Origin of the sequence: Synechococcus sp. R55.2 (assembly GCF_047462075.1) — a bacterium.
Classification (GTDB): Bacteria; Cyanobacteriota; Cyanobacteriia; order Thermostichales; family Thermostichaceae; genus Thermostichus.
Genome location: NZ_JANSIH010000240.1, coordinates 1 through 694 on the forward strand (window position 1 = coordinate 1; position 694 = coordinate 694).

Annotated in this window: 1 protein-coding gene; it reads left to right on the top strand. The window is 59.7% G+C overall.

Annotation, left to right across the window (positions count from 1 at the left end):
* Nucleotides 1-187 precede the first annotated feature (187 nt).
* Nucleotides 188-694: hypothetical protein (locus NW838_RS08140; protein ID WP_414427834.1), on the top strand; the 507-nt coding region annotated here is incomplete at its 3' end.

The window sequence follows — 694 nt, forward strand, 5'->3', positions numbered from 1 at the left end:
GTGTCGAGCCCAAGCCCGCCGACCTGCCTCGACTTGAGGATCTGGAAACACCCGGCGGGGGGGGCCCGCCCATGCCGAGGGGCTCATCCTCACCGGGGCACCGCCGGGCATCAAGTTCGCCCTCGGCGAGAACGTCAAGCAGTCCAACTGGGGCGAAGCCTATACGACTCGTTATCCGCAGAGCCGCATGGGGGTGAAGGAAATTATCGAGGATGCTTTTGAGCAGGCACGCCGCTATCAGGCCGAGTGGGATGCCTATCAGAAGGCCCTCTCTGCTTACCGCCGAGGGCCCCGACCGATTGCGCCGCGGCGCGACCTACGCCTGGAAGCCCTCTCCGAAATCCTCCAGAGTAAGCGCTTCATCACCTGCCACTCTTATGTCCAGTCCGAGATCCTCATGCTCATACGCCTGGCCGAAAGCTTTGGGTTTCGGGTTCGCACCTTCACCCATGTCCTGGAAGGCTACAAAGTCGCCCCCGAGCTAAAAGCCCATGGTGCGTTTGCATCAACCTTCTCCGACTGGTGGGCGTATAAAATGGAAGTCATTGAAGCTATCCCCCATAATGCTGCCCTTCTCCTGAGCAAGGGTGTCAAAGTCTGTATCAACTCCGATGATGCCGAAATGGCCCGCCGCCTCACCGAGAAAGGCCTCCTCGCCTATAAACCATACAAGGGGGTTCGCTTTACCCCTCAG